At 39.7% G+C, this 17516-nt stretch carries 13 protein-coding genes; 7 read left to right on the forward strand and 6 right to left on the reverse strand.

Going from position 1 to position 17516, the window contains the following annotated elements:
• Nucleotides 1–221: 221 nt before the first annotated feature.
• Nucleotides 222–806: a cysteine/O-acetylserine transporter gene (gene eamB / locus L3V37_RS16230; RefSeq protein WP_237306599.1), complete on the reverse strand. Its 585-nt coding sequence runs from the start codon at nt 804–806 to the stop codon at nt 222–224.
• A 112-nt stretch (nt 807–918) separates the two neighbouring features.
• On the opposite strand from eamB, the gene L3V37_RS16235 reads away from it, so the two are divergent.
• Complete coding sequence (locus L3V37_RS16235) at nt 919–1818, forward strand: LysR family transcriptional regulator (protein ID WP_237306600.1); 900 nt, start codon at nt 919–921, stop codon at nt 1816–1818.
• A gap of 1245 nt (nt 1819–3063) precedes the next feature.
• On the opposite strand, the gene L3V37_RS16240 is transcribed toward L3V37_RS16235, so the two are convergent.
• From L3V37_RS16240 to L3V37_RS16250, 3 genes are all read right to left on the reverse strand, one after another.
• A complete protein-coding gene (locus L3V37_RS16240; RefSeq protein ID WP_237306601.1) occupies nt 3064–3993 on the reverse strand; it encodes a LysR family transcriptional regulator in 930 nt (309 codons plus the stop codon).
• Between the two features lie 145 nt (nt 3994–4138).
• On the reverse strand, nt 4139–7279 hold the full coding sequence (locus L3V37_RS16245; RefSeq protein WP_237306602.1) for an efflux RND transporter permease subunit: 3141 nt from the start codon (nt 7277–7279) through the stop codon (nt 4139–4141).
• Between the two features lie 12 nt (nt 7280–7291).
• Nucleotides 7292–8461, reverse strand: a complete 1170-nt coding sequence (locus L3V37_RS16250) for an efflux RND transporter periplasmic adaptor subunit (RefSeq protein WP_054579512.1) — start codon at nt 8459–8461, stop codon at nt 7292–7294.
• Between the two features lie 378 nt (nt 8462–8839).
• Here L3V37_RS16250 and L3V37_RS16255 point away from each other — a divergent pair, with 378 nt between their 5' ends.
• Nucleotides 8840–9763, forward strand: a complete 924-nt coding sequence (locus tag L3V37_RS16255; protein WP_005377321.1) for a LysR family transcriptional regulator — start codon at nt 8840–8842, stop codon at nt 9761–9763.
• 140 nt (nt 9764–9903) lie between these two features.
• The gene (locus tag L3V37_RS16260) at nt 9904–10878 is read left to right on the forward strand and encodes a porin (protein WP_237306603.1); all 975 of its coding nucleotides are present in this window, start codon (nt 9904–9906) and stop codon (nt 10876–10878) included.
• A gap of 607 nt (nt 10879–11485) precedes the next feature.
• Here the strand turns inward: L3V37_RS16260 and L3V37_RS16265 are convergent.
• Complete coding sequence (locus L3V37_RS16265) at nt 11486–11830, reverse strand: DUF3316 domain-containing protein (RefSeq protein WP_005377323.1); 345 nt, start codon at nt 11828–11830, stop codon at nt 11486–11488.
• A gap of 461 nt (nt 11831–12291) precedes the next feature.
• Here L3V37_RS16265 and L3V37_RS16270 point away from each other — a divergent pair, with 461 nt between their 5' ends.
• The 4 genes from L3V37_RS16270 (at nt 12292) to L3V37_RS16285 (ending at nt 16080) form a co-directional block, all read left to right on the forward strand.
• On the forward strand, nt 12292–13080 hold the full coding sequence (locus L3V37_RS16270; protein ID WP_005377324.1) for a transporter substrate-binding domain-containing protein: 789 nt from the start codon (nt 12292–12294) through the stop codon (nt 13078–13080).
• 135 nt (nt 13081–13215) lie between these two features.
• Nucleotides 13216–14163 (forward strand): amino acid ABC transporter permease, encoded by a 948-nt coding sequence (locus tag L3V37_RS16275; protein ID WP_054579516.1) that lies wholly within the window; start codon nt 13216–13218, stop codon nt 14161–14163.
• Between the two features lie 14 nt (nt 14164–14177).
• Nucleotides 14178–14912 carry an amino acid ABC transporter ATP-binding protein gene (locus tag L3V37_RS16280; RefSeq protein ID WP_170893395.1) on the forward strand — a complete coding sequence of 245 codons (735 nt, stop codon included), beginning with the start codon at nt 14178–14180 and terminating at the stop codon, nt 14910–14912.
• Nucleotides 14913–15177: 265 nt separating this feature from the next.
• Nucleotides 15178–16080, forward strand: coding sequence for a homocysteine S-methyltransferase family protein (locus L3V37_RS16285; RefSeq protein WP_237306604.1), 903 nt, complete (start codon nt 15178–15180; stop codon nt 16078–16080).
• 147 nt (nt 16081–16227) lie between these two features.
• On the opposite strand, the gene L3V37_RS16290 is transcribed toward L3V37_RS16285, so the two are convergent.
• Complete coding sequence (locus L3V37_RS16290) at nt 16228–17220, reverse strand: zinc-binding dehydrogenase (RefSeq protein ID WP_017635220.1); 993 nt, start codon at nt 17218–17220, stop codon at nt 16228–16230.
• Nucleotides 17221–17516 lie beyond the last annotated feature (296 nt).

Below are 17516 nucleotides of genomic sequence, written 5' to 3' on the forward strand. Positions count from 1 at the left end.
GGTCGCCAAGGCCGTGTCTGTATAACTAAAAAAAATTTCGTATCTTTAGGTTGATTAAGTGACGTTGAATCTACTTCTTCAAAAACTGCCGTATGAAGGAGCGGGAGGAGCGAGTAAGGGCACGAGAAACCGCAGCGATTTGTAGAGCAGAATTTGCTCTTCACATAAACGTAGTCGTCTAAGTTGAAGAGCAATATTGTTCTTGATGATCAACTATATACTTAAGTAAATAACTGTGTCGCACAATAGATCAGAGCTGCTGCTAAGCTCATATTGATGACTTTACCATATCTCTGGAATTGCGATTGAAGTAGCTTTCCTGCAACGGCCCAGACTACGTTGCTAAGAAGTGCGATCAAAGCAAGAATGAGGCTAGTCGCTAAGATCCAGTAGATATTCTGAGTGTGGGGCAGTACGAACGTAGAAATAGAGGTAATTCCATAAAGAATGATTTTCACATTAACGAACTGCAAACCGAAACCTGTTAAGAAACTGATACCTTTAGAATTATCCGATGAAGTTTTGATCTCACTCGTAGCAAGCCCCCAAGCCAACCAAACAATATAAGCTGCTCCAATCCATGTTAGCCAAGGTGTAATCACGGGCAAGAGGCTGATCATGTTATACGTGAAAGCGCCACAAAGTAGCATCAAAACAACATAGCCACAAAACATCCCCGCAATCACTTTTGTTGAGCGTTTTAGTCCATATTGCGTCGCGATGCTGAGCGATAAAATGTTGTTTGGCCCTGGTGTAATTGAAGTAATGATTACGTAAGTAAAAAATGCGGTGTAGATGGCGGTCATCTCTATCTCTCCTGTTTTTACTGCACTATACTTCGCTACAATTGATTAAAAAATTGAATAAATTAAAACTTAGACTTTTAATTTATTGAACTGTTGGTTGTGGAGTCTAGTCATGAATCTAAAACGCTTTCTTACTTTTAAAGCTATTGTTGAAGAAGGATCGTTTCTAAAAGCGTCACAGAAGCTTTATTGCACGCAATCAACCGTCACCTTTCAAATCAAGCAGTTGGAACAAGATCTGTCTCTGCAGCTGTTCGAAAAAATAGGGCGTAAGATGGTTTTGACTCAAGCAGGAGAAAAGATACTGCCTTACGTCTATGAACTGTCGCGAGTGATGGAAAATATTGAGGGAACAGCACAGCAAGAAAACTCGGAGCCGACCGGTGAATTGAGAGTGCTGGTTGCTGAGACTCAACTTGCTTATAAGATGGCTAATGTTTTAAAAGAGTTCAGGATCAGAGCGCCCAATGTCAGACTCTCTCTGCAATCACAAAATTGCTATCAGATTCGAGATGAGTTGATAGCGGATAAAGCTGATTTAGGTGTGTTTTATCGAGTAGGTAATGACGATACGCTCAAGGTCCACGAGTTTGAGCAGGAGCCACTGGTATTGGTTGCTTCACCGCTTTTAAAAGGGCTAGATTTAAAGAAGAGAGAGCAACATATTGATTTAGGGTTTATAAGCAATGGCTCTAAGTGCCTTTTTCGACAGATGTTTGAGAGCATTATTCAGGAGCGTGATATTAGCATCGACAACATGATCGAACTTAGCAGTATTAATACGATCAAAAATTGCGTTGAGAGTAATATTGGTATCTCTTATTTACCTCGTTTTACGGTTGAAAAAGAGTTGCAAGAGGGCAGTTTACAAGAGCTTGAGTTCACCGAATTTTCACAGATGATCAAGCCACTTTGTGCTTATCATGCTGGGAAGTGTGTGACGCCGGCGATGGAAGTCTTTATTGATTGTATGCGTAACGAGTATGAACGGTTTTCTACTCAGAGTCGGTGATCTTTAATATGTTCTATCTGACATAGTTTCGTTTTTACTCCTTTTTACTTTTTAAGTGGCTACTTCTAATTTATTGATTTTTATTGCTTTGTTGTGAATCCGACTGTTGTGGGATGATAAATGGGATCTGATGTGAAGAGCTATTTATTGACGGAAAGAGATAAGATATAAAAACGACGGCGTGTGATAACTAGATTAGATAAGGTTACATAATTAACAGTGTAATAAATGCCATTCTTTATGGATTATTTTCAACGAGACTTAATTGTTACGGTTCGTTATTATTAACTCGTTAACGCATCCATTGCTAGGAAGTTAACTTACGCATATTGTTTTTTTCATCATTTGCAGCAAATATAATTTGCTGCTTTTTTTTAGCCAAAAAAGTTCAAAGCTTGAACTACAAGCTCTGAACTCTTATTTATACTTAGTGATTTTCTACTTTAATAAGCAAAACACCGTTTAAAAGTATCGCGTAACCTAGTAACTCTAAGCTTTCTTCGACCAAGTTTTTCACGTCTCTATTGTATGAGTTCCCCATGAACTCGACCCAAAAATCACCATACCCTGCAAAGCGTGAGAATAAGAAAACAATAAAAAAGCCAATCGTTAATGTCGTGAAGCTAGAATGAGAAATGAAAAGTTTTACCTCATTTTTTATGTTAACTATGTTATTAAAACAAAAATAACAGACCGAGACTATTATAATCCAAGCAGGATACTTCCATGAACCGTGAGGGAAATACTGCTCTATGTGGTAGTCCATTTCTCTAACGAATATAACCATAAAAAATGAAGACATTATTACTAATATGTGTTTGAGTTCAAGATATTCCTTAGATTTATACAAACACATTAACGATGAAAAAAGCACAAATGCTATTTGATTCATTTCTATAAGAGAGTTCTCCGATGTGCTTTTGTCCATTTGTACGCTAAAATAAATCGTTGCTAACGTGTAAATAACCAAAAAAATAAGATATGATATTTTATATACTAACAAACTAGTGACCGAGGTGTGTTTTTCTTTAATATACATCGTAACTTGTATAGGTGATGGATTTGTTAGTATTATAAATCAAGAATGTTTTATATTTAGTGAATTAAGCGCCATTTAGAATGGAACTTAATTCACCTAACATTAAACTTCTATGAATCTTAAATTTTCCTGTTTTAAATTATTGATTTTATTTGATGTTTTATTTGATGTTTTATTTGCTGTTAATTTTGGTTAAATAGAATCACCTAGCTTTTATTGAAATGCTTTTCCCATATTGGTGGTATGCCAATTTCTTCTTGAACGATATCAATGAATGCCCTAACCAATGGTGATTGCTGACGGTGTGAGTACATGGCATAAATATCACCAAAATCTTGAGTTTCATATTCTGGTAAAAGTTGAACTAAATTAGAAGACTCTAGGTTGTTAGGGAGCATAAATTGACCTATAAGTGCTGCGCCCAGACCTGACTTTACGCTTTCAATTATTAGCTCAGCTTCATTTACCATGTATGACCCTGATATTGGGTATGTATCTAAACCATCTGATTTTGCTTTGTCGTAGAATTTAAGTTTATCGACAATAAAATTACCATTTGAATAAATAATAAAAGGTAGCTTAACTAACTCATCAGGCGTTTCTGGGTTACCATGTTTTTCAATTAAATTTCGAGAAGCAATGATTGCAGTCGTATTTTTTGCTAATTTTCTTGCTACCATTGATGAATCCCTCATAGGTCCGATTCGAAAAGCAATATCAAAATTACTTCTAATCACGTCTACATGAAGATCATCTAGCATTAGTTCAACACTTGCTTTTGGGTACTTATGTAAAAATTTATCTATCGAAGGTTGTAGATAGAGTTTTCCAAATAATGTTGAGCTTGAAATTCGTACTTTCCCTGAAGGCTCAGTCTGAAAGTTCTCCGCTATTTGTTGAGTATCATCAAGGAGTTGAGATATTTGGTCTGCTTTTTCTACTATTTGCTGGCCGACTTGTGTTAATGAAAGAGAGCGAGTCGTTCTGTTTAATAGCCTAACGCCTAAGTGCTCTTCTAACTGCTTGATGTGTTTAGACAAAACAGAGCGGTCGATATTCATCCCATCTGCTGCTTTTGCAAAAGATCCAGCTTTAGAGACTTCTAAAAGCAGGTGTAGTTTATTTGCTAAATCCACAATGTTTATCCAAGTTAGATATTAGCGTATTAGTTTCATGTATAACTACTGCTCTGTCTAGAAATTATTAATATACTTAATAACCAAAAGAAAAGGGAGCAATAGCTCCCTTTAGTATGAATTTAAATGAGTATTTATATTATGGTTATAGTGTTTGACGTTTTTTGTTTCGACTCACTAACATGTAAAAAACAGGTGTGAGTAGTAATCCAAATACCGTTACGCCTACCATACCCGAGAATACGGCAATACCCATTGCTTGTCGCATTTCCGCTCCGGCCCCTGTACCAATCATTAATGGAATAACACCAGCGGTAAATGCAATTGATGTCATTAGAATCGGTCGAAGACGTAAACGACATGCTTCCAAAATCGCTGATAAGGTATCTTGGCCATTGTCTTTAAGTTCTTTAGCGAACTCCACCATCAAGATGGCATTTTTACACGCTAGAGCCACAAGGACAATCAAAGCAATTTGTGTGAATATATTGTTGTCACCACCAATGAACCAAACACCTGCTAGTGCAGAAAAAATGGTCATAGGAACGATCAAAATGATAGCGAATGGTAGTTTTAAACTCTCGTACTGCGAAGCTAGCACCATGAAAACTAACAAAACAACAAGTGGGAATATATACACCATCGTGTTACCAGCCAAAATCTGCTGGTAGGTTACATCAGTCCATTCATAAACCATTCCCTCTGCTAGGTTTTGATCCAGTACTTCCTCAATAGCCGTTTGGGCTTGGTCAGAACTGTAACCAAAAGCAGGACTGCCGTTTAGTTCTGCACTAGGGTAGCCGTTATAGTGCATCACGCGGTCAGGCCCAATCGTGGGTATGATCTCCAGTACAGCGCCGAGAGGAACCATTTGTCCGGCAGCATTTCTTACTTTGTAGTTAAGTATTTGGTCAGGTTCGAGACGATAGTTCATGTCTGCCTGGGCATTCACTTTGTATGTTCTACCAAACATATTGAAGTCATTGACGTATAATGATCCTAAATAAACTTGAAGCGCATCAAAAACCTGCTCTAGAGGAACACCTTGCAGCATCGCTTGTTCACGATCTATTTGGATGTCCATCTGCGGCACTTGTATACGAAATGTGGAATATAATCCCATCAGCTCGGGTCTTGTTGATGCCTCACTTATTACCAAGTTCAATTGCTTGAAGAGCTCATCAAACCCCTTGTTCGCACGGTCTTCGATTTGAAGTTTAAAGCCGCCAGTAGAGCCAAGTCCTTGGATTGGTGGTGGTGGAAAAATCGCAACGAAGGCTTCATCAATGATTGAAAAGCTCTTATTCAAAGATGCAACAATCGCATTTGCTCCGAGAGTTGGATCATTTCGTTTATCGAAGTCCTCAAGCGTAACAAAAACGATGCCACTATTCGGACTGTTAGTAAAACCATTGACCGATAAGCCTGGGAAAGAAATGGTTTGTGCTACGCCAGGTGTTGCCAGCGCGAGGTTTTCCATTTCTTTAATAACGGACTCTGTTCTATCTAAACTTGCTGCATCTGGAAGTTGGGCGATCGCAACTAAATACTGCTTATCTTGTTGAGGAATGAATCCTCCAGGAACCGCTTTGAATAGAGAAACCGTTCCCCCGAGTAACGCAATGTATACCACCACAACAACAAGGCTAAAACGAATCAGCTTCTTGACCAGAGCTTGATATTGGTTCGAGCTATACTCAAAAATTCTATTGAATGGCGCAAAAACATACTTACCAAAAACCGCATCCAAGAGCTTGGTTAGCCGATCGGGTTTTGCGTTCTTATCTTGTAATAGCAGTGCTGATAAAGCAGGCGATAACGTCAACGAGTTAATTGCTGAAATAATCGTCGAGATCGTAATTGTTAGTGCGAACTGCTTATAAAACTGACCGGATAACCCTGTAATAAAGGTCGTCGGGATGAACACCGCACATAACACTAAAGCAATTGCAATAATTGGCCCGGTAACTTCGGTCATTGCTTGTTTCGTTGCTGCTAGTGGTGCAAGTCCATTATGGATGTTCCGTTCCACGTTTTCGACGACGACAATGGCGTCATCGACGACGATGCCTATGGCGAGAACAAGCCCAAACAACGAAAGCGTGTTAATCGATACTCCAAGCATTTGCATTACGGCGAACGTACCGATTAATGAAACAGGCACCGCAATGATAGGGATGATAGACGCGCGCCATGTTTGCAAAAACAAAATGACTACGACAACAACAAGTACAATTGCCTCTAGCAGAGTATGAACCACCGCGTCTATCGAACCACGAACAAAGACGGTCGGGTCGTAGGCTATTTCATATGAAACTCCAGCTGGAAAGGCTGTTTGTAAACGGTCCATGGTTGAACGAACCTGATTAGATAGCTCAATAGCATTAGCACCAGGGCGCTGGAATACGGGCATCGCCACCGCTGGTTTACCATTTAACAAGGCGCGCAGTGCATAAGAGTTTTGACCTAGCTCTACGCGTGCAACGTCTTTAAGACGTGTCAAAGCCCCTGTTTCGTCAACTTTTACTACAATGTCGTTGAATTCATCAATATTCTCCAAACGGCCCTTTACGTTCAACAAAACTTGGAATTGGTTTTCATTAGCGGCTGGTTGCGCACCTAATGAGCCTGCTGCCACCTGTTGGTTTTGAGATCGGACGGCTGAGACAACGTCCATTACGGTTAGATTTCTAGAAGCGAGCTCATCTGGATTTAACCACAAGCGCATTGAGTACTCATCACCACCGAAAAGGCGCACATCACCAACGCCTCCGAGCCGAGCTATCTCATCTTTCAAGTTTAAATTAGCGTAGTTAGCTAAATAACTGACTTCACGGCTAGAATCTGGAGAATATATATGCACAACCATAGTGAGATCAGGAGAGGCTTTTTCGGCAACAACTCCTAACCGTTGGACTGCTTCTGGTAATCGGGGCAAAGCTGTAGTGACGCGGTTTTGAATTTGAACCTGAGCTTTGTCCAAGTCCGTACCTAAAGCAAAGGTTACGGTCAATGTCATTCTGCCGTCACTGGTTGCCTGCGAAAACATATATAACATGTTTTCTGTACCATTAATTTCTTGCTCCAGAGGCGTAGCAACTGTTTCTGCGATTACTTTTGGGTTCGCACCAGGATAGTTTGCTGTAACTACCACTGTAGGAGGGACAACCTCTGGATATTCACTCACAGGCAACTGTAAAAGTGAAATTGCGCCTACTATTAATATCAATAGCGATAACATAGAGGCAAATATGGGTCTTTGAATAAAAAAGTGTGCAAATTTCATTCGGTTGTCTTCTTAGTCTTGAGCTAAACGTTTATTTGGCAACGATGTTGAGTTTGAAGCCATAATCAATGAAGTATTGCTAATATCTAGCGTGACATTTTTTGGTGTGATTTTGCTATTTGGGCCAACTTTTGCTGGGCCATTTACCGCAATAACTGAGTCGGCGTTCAAGCCATTCTCGATGGCACGAAATGTTCCGTAACGTTCGCCTAAGGTTACGATGCTGTATTGCAACGTATTCTCTTCATTGAGTGTTAATACAAAGCGGTTTTCTAGATCTGTGCCAATAGAACGCTCTGGAACGAGAACTCGTTCAACTGGTTTGGTTGTTGATATCTGAACTCGGCCAAACGATCCCACTTTTAAGTTTGATTTTGTTGCATCGAATACCGCTCGAACCTGCAAAGTACCGGTGTTTTCGTTGATGGAGTTGTCGACAAAGTCAACGCGTCCAAAAAACTCCTGCCCATTTTGTCCAGATAGTTCAAGACGAGTAGGTAAGTTAGAGTCGGCATTGATTGTCGAGAAGTAACGGTTCCAAGTTCGCTCATCGACATCAAAGTATGCATATACCTGATCGTTAGAGACAATGTTTGATATAACGCTTTGATTTGCGTTTACATTGTTTCCTTTAGTAATGAATGCTCTTGAAATAGTGCCGCTAATAGGGGCATATATCTTCGTAAACTCAAGATCTAACTTTGCGGATTCTAACTGAGCACGCAAAGCCATTAGTTCTGCAGAGCGTTGTTTTACTGCGGTATCTCGGGCCTCTGCTTGTTCCGCTGAGATGGCTTTTCGCTTAACAAGTTGAGCTGCCCTCTTTTGTTCGTTTGCTGCTTGCTCTAGCGCCGCTCGAGCACTCTTAACTTGCGCTTCAAGTCGTGAGACCTGAGCTTTGAAGGTTCGATCATCAAGAGTGACGAGTAAGTCGCCTTTGTTGACACTCTGTCCGTCTTTGAACTCTACCGTTTCAATAACTCCGGAAACGCGTGGCATTAAAGAAACTTTCTCTGGGGCTTGAAGCCTTGTTGTAAAGGTGAACCACGATTGAACGGGCTCATAGATGACTTTGGAGACGTCTATCGTAGGTAAGGGAGTATTAGGTTGTTTGGTTATCTCTTCGTCTGCACAAGCAGCTAAAACGGATAAAAGGCCAATGCCGAAAACTTTCTTTAACATTTGTCGCGCCCTAAATGATTCTGTTCATACTAAAAGGAACGGCATTGTATTCATTGTACCTATGGGTAAATAGGCCCTCAGCGAACATAGAGTAGTGATAAAAATGCACGATTAAATATTGGTCAAAATGCTCGCATTTTGGTTTGAAAAAGGTCAGTTTAGGGTTTTAAAGACGTGGAGTATTGTTAAATGTAATAAGCCATAATAGATAGGAATAACTAAACAGAAGCTAAAGATAGCGACGAAAATTAAAGCGTTTTTAATTCGTGCATTATTTGCAATTCACTGATGCAATTTGAACCATAAAAAATTGAAATTAATTTTGTAAAATCCATTTCCCATCACATAAAGAATAAAAACTAAATAAGGAATTGTGCAGTGGATCTCGCAAGCCAACTTGAATTACTACTGGATGTCTCTGAATACGGAACTTTTGCTAAAGCTGCTGACAGAAATCATATAGATCGTTCAGCTTTGTCAAAACAGATCAAAAAGCTAGAGGATGAATTGGGCTTACGGCTGTTAAACCGTTCCACACGTTCTCTATCCCTGACCAATGCAGGTGTTGAGATGGTGGCGCAAGCCAAGAAAGTAAGAGAGGTTCTAACCGAAACTCGTAGTATTGCTGCTACATTTCAGGATGAACCGAAGGGTAACTTGAAAATATCAAGCTCCACTTTCTTTGGCAGAGCATACTTAAATCAGGCAGTTAAAGAGTTTATAAAACAGTACCCAAACATTACTGTAGAGCTGCTGCTCGATGATAATCGAGTCGATGTTATCCACGAAGGTTTTGATGTTGTGTTTCGTATCGGACCAATCCGAGAGTCCAACATGATAGTACGTAAGTTGGCAAGCAATAATATGGCACTGGTTGCATCGAAGAGTTTTATTGACAAGTATGGAACCCCGAGCTCTCCAGAAGAGCTTATAAAAATGCCAGCAGTAATATACTCTAATGCTAACTTTAAGGCGGATAAGCTACGTATAGCGCCAAGCCAGTCATCAAGCGACGTTAGAACGTATAATATCAACGGGCAGTACTTCGTGAATGAAACTGAGTTAATGCTCGATGCCGTAAAATCTGATCTAGGGTATGCTTTAATTGGGCAGTTCTTTCTTCAGGAGAGTTTGAGTAAACAAGATCTTGTACAGTTGCTTCCTGATTATAATCTTCCCGCAATAGGGGAAATATATGCAATGTATACTCACCGAAATCAACAACCATTAGCCAAACTGTTCATTGATACTGTTCAAAAAATAATAGGGACACCTCCTGTTTGGATGGATTATCTCAACTAATATGAGTACTAGGACATAATGTTTTAGATTGAGGGCTTGTTTATATTTATCCATAGAATATGGTTGAATTTGCACTTTAAAAATAATTGCCACTGTTCATAATTTCACTCGATTCAAACAACACAAGTAGTGGTAATTAAATGAAAATGACAAGAACGTCGATCGCAATCGCTGCACTTTTTTCTGCAAGTGCTGCAAATTCAGCCATAGTTTATGAAGATCAAGAATCAGTATTAAATATTCATGGCCGAGCGCAAGGGATGTATTATTTCTCTGGTGATAAAAATGCTGACGGAGATAATAGCTACATTCGTGTAGGACTTTCAGGTGAGTCTAAAATAAATGAAGATCTTTATGCATTCGGCTTATATGAGTTGGAATTTAAGTCTAATCGCAGAGATGCTGATGGGATTGAAGATGATGAATTTGATATCCGAAAAGGCTATGTAGGAGTTGGTGCAGATTACGGAACAGTAAGTTATGGACGTCAATACGGTGCGGTCACTTTAGTATCTGACTACACGGATATTTTCCCTGAGTTTGGTAATGAAGCTGCTGGCGTAAGTGCGGATCTATATGGTACCGGTCGCTCCGATTCTGTATTTAAGCTAACGACAAGCTATGAAGGTTTGAATATTCATGTTAGCTATCAGGCTGAAAACGATGAAGTGTCAACAGATGCAGCCTCTTATGGTGCGGCGGCTGACTACAAGTTGCCATATGGCTTCAAAGTTGCGCTTGGTTACAACGAAGGTGAAGGGCAATCGGGTGCAGAAGATGCAGAGCTGCTAACGGGTGCTATTGCATTTGAATACGACAAGTTTTATGCCTCTGTTTTATACAGTGATGGTGAAAACTGGTCTAAAGATGGTTCTGAAAGTAATATTGATTACACCGGTATTGAAGCAGTTGCCACTTATGAAATAACAGATAAGCTTTGGGCACTTGTTGGCTATAACAATCTAGAGCGTGATGATGAAGACGTCGTCGATTACTACTCACTAGGTGCAGAGTACGATTTGACTTCTAATTTTAAAGCACTAGCAGAATACAGAATTACAGATGTAGACAATGAAGACGATATTCTTGCAATAGCTGCGAGATATTCATTCTAAAAAATTAATAAATATAAAAAGCCTGAAACTATTTTCAGGCTTTTTTATTTATCGGTGTAATTTTATAAGTGCTGATTTTCATCCATATATAATGGATTATGTTGATCGTTACTTGTTAAAGTGTTTTGGATATAATTGTTTTGTTAGCTAGTCCACTGCTAGTTTTCATTTTCATATTTTTTGAATGATGATTTTTTCTTTGGCAACAAGAAGTATCTTGTTGCCTTTTTTTATTTTCACGCTTTATGGTTAATTAAAACAAAAAGAGTTTTTTATATATTGCTATAAACGAGAAAAATATAACGACAATTGTCAATCTTAGGTGAGTTAATCTTCATAAAAAAGTGAACTCAATTTCAAGGGTCTTTTTCATTTAAGTGATGTGGAATCCATATGGCGAACCAAGCGAATGATAAAGCGCCAAACGACGAAATGTATCTCAATGAAGATTGGAAAAATTATTTTTCTGTAAACGATAGAGGTAGGGATTGATACTGTTTATGTAAGGAGAGAGCGATTTATGAAAAGCCGTCGTTTCAATATGATTAGACACCTTTACTTTCTTAAAATAGGAAGGGCTCTAAGAAAGTAAAGGTGCAGATGATTTTTAGTTTTTACCGCCGTCACTTGTTCTGAAGTGATAATCGAAGTTTATGATTGCACGATATTTAACTTCATCACGGTTAAGTGCGTATTCTTCAACTCTCACCTTACTATCATCGATTGCAATATCACGAGGGAAACCGCTTCCAATGATGTTTAGACGATTTCTAAGTTCATGTTTTGATAGCGTTTGGTATTCATCGACAAGATCAAACGCAGAGCTATAAGCGGCATCTTTTGTCGTAAAGTCATTGAGAACAACTTTGTTTGTAGAGTGTTCGACATGAATACCAGCAGTAGCAGATAAACTGAATAATAATAGTGATGAGAGCGTCATTAGTTTTTTCATATAGTCACCTTTTTATTTGTATTACAAAGTCAAGATGTCCAACGAATCCTTGTTAATATCTCTCGACAAAGGTGATAGTGCCATTATAGAAATGTGCTGTACATCACATTTGTGACCATTGACTATGGAAGAATTGTCAACAATAAAACTCAAGCACTTTTGACATTACGGTCAATGTGAAAAAGCGAATATCTGTATGGTTTCGTTAATAATTAAACCACTCTCGGAAACGCTGACTATTCAGTCAAAGCGTATGTTTCTTGTCGTTATAGTGACCTGCCTACAACTTAATCACTTAATGCATGCAATTCAATTGCAATGGCTTGGTATAGATTTTCATTCAGATCTTCCAGCTTAGTAACGATCCTACAAATTCTAGTGATTAAAAAGTCATTGTTTGTGGTTTTTTATTCTATTGTCGTGTATAAAAAAACTTTACAACAAATGATAAAGGAATATCCATGAAAAAGTTATTGTGTTTTGCTGCACTGGGGTTAGCTGTTTCGACGACGGTTAATGCAGACCCAATTTTAGACGACATCAAAAGTACAGGGGAGCTAAAAGTCTGCTTTGATTCTGGGTATATGCCTTTTGAAATGACAGCAAAAAATGGGCAGTACATCGGGTTTGATATCGATTTGGGTAAGCAAATGGCGCGTGCCATGGATGTTAAGTTTGTTCCGGTAAACACTTCATGGGATGGCATTATCCCAACACTGTTGACTGGTAAGTGTCACATGATTATGGGCGGGATGACTATCACACCTATGCGAAATACTCAGGTGAATTTCGCTGATCCCTATGTGGTTATTGGTCAATCCATTCTCGTAGATCTCAAACATGAAGGTAAAGTGTCTAGTTACCGAGATCTCAATAGTCCAGAATATGTTGTTGCAACTAAGCTTGGGACAACGGGTGAGCAAGCGGTAAAACGATACCTTCCGAAAGCTAAGATAAATCTATACGAAACTCAGTCTGAAGCGGTACTTGAGGTTGCCAACGGAAAGGTAGATGCGTTTGTTTATGACTTTCCTTACAACTCTATTTATGTGGCGGAAAACAAAGGGCAGTTAATGCACTTGGCTAAACCGTTTACTTACGAGCCTTTGGGTTGGGCTGTGCCGCAAGGAAATCCAGATACGCTTAACTTCTTAAACAACTATTTACGTCAAATTAAGGGCGATGGAACTTACGATCGCATTTACGATAAGTGGTTTAACGACGATAAATGGTTAAAGCAAGTTAAGTAATCATTTTGTTATTGTAGAGGAGCGGTTAGCTTCTGGCTCGGTTCATCGCCAACCAAACGGTTCGTGCTGTGAAGCTAACGCTTTTCTTTATTCAAATACCCAACCAACTTTAATCAAAGTCATTCTCGGAATCACATGCAAAATAACTTTAAATCCCTATTGTGGAACGCTGTTTTTGTTCTTGTTTTGCTATCAATTTGCGGTCTTGTCTATCTGTCAGGTAAGCGAATCGATTACAGCTGGAATTGGGAGCGTGTCCTTCCTTATATTGCCACTAACGCTGCTTCATCCATTACCGCGCCTGTCGATGGGAACATCATTCTCGACGAGAATAACCAACTGGCTCTGGAGAGTATTCATGGTGATATTGTTCTTGAACTAAGCCAATATAAGTCTGTCGACGTCTATGAAGGTGATCTTATTTTTGAAGGAGATACCTTAGCAACTATAAAAGAGTGGCGCTCTGGCCCAATTTTAGATGGTGTTGTGACGACCATTAAAATCTCACTCTGGTCACTTATCATTGCTCTAGCGTTGGGCTTAGTTGTCGGACTAATGCGTATATCCAGCAATCTGGCATTAAAAAAGCTGGCGCTTGTGTATGTCGAGGTCATTCGTGGAACGCCTCTTTTAGTACAGATTTTTATCGTTTACTTCTTTATTGGTACTGTGCTTGACCTTGAGCGTTTTACTGCGGGAGTGATAGCGCTCTCCGTGTTTACCGCCGCTTACGTCGCAGAAATTGTGCGGTCAGGAATCCAGTCAATCCCAAGAGGACAAATGGAAGCGGCGCGTTCACTAGGAATGAATTATCCCAAAGCGATGATTTATGTCATTTTACCTCAAGCGTTTAAGCAGACATTACCTCCCTTAGCCGGGCAGTTTATCAACCTGATAAAAGATTCCTCACTTGTCTCCGTGATTTCGATTACTGATCTGACAAAAGCGGGCAGGGAAGTCGTAAGTGGTAGTTTTGCCCCATTTGAAGTTTGGTTTACCGTTGCGGCCCTTTATTTGCTTCTAACTAGTACCTTATCTTGGGCAATACAAACGTTAGAAAAGAAATTGGCAGCAAGTGATTAATGGTGGAGTCATTAATGGAATACATTATTTCAGCAAAAACAATTAATAAAATTTACCCTAATGGCTGCCATGCGCTCAAGGACGTATCGGTAAATGTAGAAAAAGGGGAAGTGATTGTCATCGTAGGACCGTCAGGTTCTGGTAAGTCAACATTCTTACGGACGATTAATCAATTAGAGACAATAAATAGTGGGTCTATAATCGTAGATGGTATCGATATGTACCACAAATCTACGGATATCAATAAACTACGCGCTGATGTGGGCATGGTATTTCAAGGCTTCAACCTTTTTCCACATAAAACGGCGATAGAGAATGTCATGTTGGCACCTTTAAAGGTTTCTAAACGTGACCCTGAATCGGTGAAGAAAGAAGCAAAAGATTTGCTTTATAAAGTCGGTCTGTCGGAGAGAATGGATAATTATCCTAATCATTTATCAGGTGGACAGCAGCAGCGCGTCGCAATCGCTCGTGCGTTAGCAATGAAGCCCAACATTATGTTGTTTGATGAACCCACATCAGCACTAGACCCTGAAATGGTTGGAGAAGTTCTTGATGTGATGAAAGATTTGGCCAAGGACGGAATGACCATGGTCGTGGTTACTCATGAAATGGGTTTCGCAAAAGAGGTCGCTGATAGGGTGTTGTTTATGGAAGATGGTGAGCTTTTGGTTTCTGACTCTCCTGAGCGATTTTTTGATAACCCCACCAACCCTAGATTGCAGAAGTTTTTATCTAAAGTATTATAATAAAAAGAAAATTTGATTGAGGGCGAGTCCCTCAATCACTTCATGCACTATTGTGGCTCGTAACGTTCGCCTCGCCGAGAGACATAGATAATGGGATTTTTATGGCGATAACATTAGCTTGGTCCGAATGAAAGGTCTGGTAAATACTAGAGTGTTTAATCAGCCATTAAGTCTTTGTTCACTTTAAACATAACAATTTCATTTTGAATTGATAAAAATTGTGTTTGAATAGAGCTTATGGATGTTTGGCGGTATGGATGTCTAAATGAAGAAAGTAACAATTTTAGATGGTGGCATGGGGCGAGAGTTGAAACGTATTGGCGCCCCTTTTTCTCAGCCGCTTTGGAGTGCACAAGCGCTAATTGAATCACCACAATATGTAAAAATGGCCCATGAGAATTTCATAGACGCTGGCGCTGAGATTATCACTGTTAACAGTTATGCATGTGTTCCATTTCACTTAGGAGAGGAACTCTATGCGAAGCGAGGGATTGAGTTAGCAAAATCTGCAGCCAAAATTGCCAGAGATGTAGTCACCAGCTCTAACGATAGAGTGCTCGTTGCGGGGTCTCTTCCTCCTGTCATGGGGTCTTACAGGCCTGAATTATTCGAGCCGAAAAGGGCACTGGAAGTGGCTTCTGAGTTATTTGAAGCTCAAGATCAATATGTTGATATTTGGTTAGCTGAGACCGTGTCTAGCCTTGCTGAAGTTGAAGTTCTATCAATAATTTTAGCCAAAACATATAAGCCCAATTATCTTGCTTTCACCTTAATGGATGAGCCTAACTCTTTGCCTCGCCTTCGCTCAGGGGAATCTCTTAAAGTCGCGGTTAATACGCTGTTGAAAACAAATGTTTCAGGTATCTTTTTCAATTGCTCTATTCCTGAAGTTGTCGAGCAAGCGATCATAGATACACAAGCAGTATTGAGTGAGTCAGGTAGAGAATTGACGATAGGTGTTTTCGCAAATAGCTTTGCTCCGATAAAGCAAGCGCACCAAGCCAACGAGACCATTCAGGAAGTTCGTCATTTCTCTCCGACTGAATATCTTGAGTATGCTAAAAAGTGGCATGCGCAGGGAGCAAGCATTATTGGTGGTTGCTGTGGGATTGAACCACGTCATATTAAATTGCTAGCGACTTGGAGAGACACTCTCGAAAACGCCTAATTTTGGTGAAGCGCAGGGAAGTATGGCAAGAGGTTTTGTTTTTCATTCATCGTTATAGACAAAATAAAGGTCTTTCATATCTGGCAAAGTAACAAGATGCTTTAACTTGCTCATTACTTTGCCAGTTTGCCTCGAGATCTTTATTAATTATTTTTGGTTCAGATTAACGACAATCTTTCCAACTGTTCTCTGATTTCGCATGTCCAAGAGTGCGTTACCTACATCCTCTAAGCCGATGATCTTCAGTTTCGGTACTTCCAATTCTCCATTTTCTAATAGCTCAGACACTTCCTTTCCGGCATTAACGATACTTGCAAACCCTCTCTCGCCAAAGACATGACCAGAGCCCAAACTTATTTGGTGGAAGCCCAAGCCTTTTAAGAAGGCATCTGGATATTGAGAAGGGTCGACAGTCTTGACGAGCTCCACCATTTCGCCCTCAAAGGTTAACACCGAGGCTGCAATTCGGTCGTTATCACCGCCTACACAATCGAGTGCAACCTCAACGCCATGATTTCCGGTAATGTCCATTACTCGCTGAACTACATCTTCATGATGATAATCAATCATATGGGTTGCTCCTAACGAGGACAAATATGCGTGATTAGCTTCTGAACTAGTAGCAATGATCTGTTCAACACCAAATGTCTTTGCTAACTGAATAGCAAAGCTTCCAACGCCGCCAGCACCTCCGGCGATAAAAATGCTGCTTCGATTTGAAATATCGAGCTTGTCTACCAAAGCGCGATATGCGGTCCAGGCTGCGCAAGGTGTAGATGCTGCCACTTCAACCGGAACCTGAGGGTGCTTTATGAGCGTTCTTGAATCATGGATAGCAAATTCAGCGAATCCACCGTGATGGCGCCTCATGTTTCCGTGATACAACACTTTATCGCCAACCTTCCAATCAACGACCGCATCGCCTACAGAGACTATTTCTCCTGATACGTCTAACCCGCCAACAAAATTGTTATCCATGTTAGTGACCATGTCTGACCAATAATGAATTTTTGCATCGACAGGGTTCAAACCAACAGCGTTAACTTTAACCAATACATCAAATTGGGTTTCTAGTTTTGGTGTAGGTAATTCGGATAAAGAGAAAGTATCGTTATCTCGTTGGTAAGTTATCGCTCTCATAGGTTTTCCTTATTATTAAGAATGGTCGAAAGTCATACTAACTCAGAGGGTGCTGCTGAAATAATTATGGTTTTTTCTTATTTTGATAATTTTAGGTTACGTTTGATAAAAAGGATTCGAAATGCTCTGAAATTATCATCGACAACCAGTCTGCATAGCTAACGACATGTAACTTTATGATAAGTATTGACTAGTCTTATTATTCCATTTTCATGGAAATATTTTGTTGATCTTTTGCTTTGTGATTCTATAATTCTAAAAATATCGAAATGTAAGCTTATCTATCAGGTAAGCTT

Origin of the sequence: Vibrio sp. D54 (genome assembly GCF_021728075.1) — a bacterium.
Taxonomy (GTDB): Bacteria; Pseudomonadota; Gammaproteobacteria; order Enterobacterales; family Vibrionaceae; genus Vibrio; species Vibrio alginolyticus.

Bases quoted from the DNA above. Each gene is read 5' to 3' on its own strand.
- L3V37_RS16270 (WP_005377324.1), top strand. From the start codon at position 12,292: ATGAAAAAGTTATTGTGTTTTGCTGCACTGGGGTTAGCTGTTTCGACG.
- L3V37_RS16280 (WP_170893395.1), top strand. From the start codon at position 14,178: ATGGAATACATTATTTCAGCAAAAACAATTAATAAAATTTACCCTAAT.
- L3V37_RS16250 (WP_054579512.1), bottom strand. From the start codon at position 8,461: ATGTTAAAGAAAGTTTTCGGCATTGGCCTTTTATCCGTTTTAGCTGCT.
- L3V37_RS16245 (WP_237306602.1), bottom strand. From the start codon at position 7,279: ATGAAATTTGCACACTTTTTTATTCAAAGACCCATATTTGCCTCTATG.
- L3V37_RS16290 (WP_017635220.1), bottom strand. From the start codon at position 17,220: ATGAGAGCGATAACTTACCAACGAGATAACGATACTTTCTCTTTATCC.
- L3V37_RS16265 (WP_005377323.1), bottom strand. From the start codon at position 11,830: ATGAAAAAACTAATGACGCTCTCATCACTATTATTATTCAGTTTATCT.
- L3V37_RS16275 (WP_054579516.1), top strand. From the start codon at position 13,216: ATGCAAAATAACTTTAAATCCCTATTGTGGAACGCTGTTTTTGTTCTT.
- eamB (WP_237306599.1), bottom strand. From the start codon at position 806: ATGACCGCCATCTACACCGCATTTTTTACTTACGTAATCATTACTTCA.
- L3V37_RS16285 (WP_237306604.1), top strand. From the start codon at position 15,178: ATGAAGAAAGTAACAATTTTAGATGGTGGCATGGGGCGAGAGTTGAAA.
- L3V37_RS16260 (WP_237306603.1), top strand. From the start codon at position 9,904: ATGAAAATGACAAGAACGTCGATCGCAATCGCTGCACTTTTTTCTGCA.
- L3V37_RS16235 (WP_237306600.1), top strand. From the start codon at position 919: ATGAATCTAAAACGCTTTCTTACTTTTAAAGCTATTGTTGAAGAAGGA.